This is a genomic window from Novosphingobium indicum, from assembly GCF_014645195.1.
In the GTDB taxonomy this organism is placed as follows: domain Bacteria; phylum Pseudomonadota; class Alphaproteobacteria; order Sphingomonadales; family Sphingomonadaceae; genus Novosphingobium; species Novosphingobium indicum.
The window spans coordinates 3,003-3,259 of sequence record NZ_BMLK01000067.1 but is presented as its reverse complement, the minus strand read 5'-3'; the positions used below and the strand labels follow the sequence as shown (position 1 = coordinate 3,259).

1 pseudogene is annotated in these 257 nt (G+C 59.1%); it reads right to left on the bottom strand.

Annotation, left to right across the window (positions count from 1 at the left end):
* Window positions 1–150: 150 nt before the first annotated feature.
* A pseudogene (locus IEX64_RS24870) lies at window positions 151–257 on the bottom strand (transposase); the annotation flags it as partial.

Below are 257 nucleotides of genomic sequence, written 5' to 3'. Positions count from 1 at the left end.
CCATGGCGCATCATGTCCATCGGCTTGCGCCAGTGGGCGCATGGGTCGTGATCAGAGAGTCTTGGTATAACCCTTCTTCTGGAGTTGCCAGTCAAAGGCCTTCATCACCCGCTTGAGCGTTCCCGTCTCGGTCAGGCGATTGCGAAAATGCCGGATCATGAACTCCATCCGCGCATCCGACAGGTTGTGCTGTGCCTGCAGGATCAGCGCCTTGAACATCATCACCGGATCGAAGGGCGGGCGACCGCCCTTGCTGC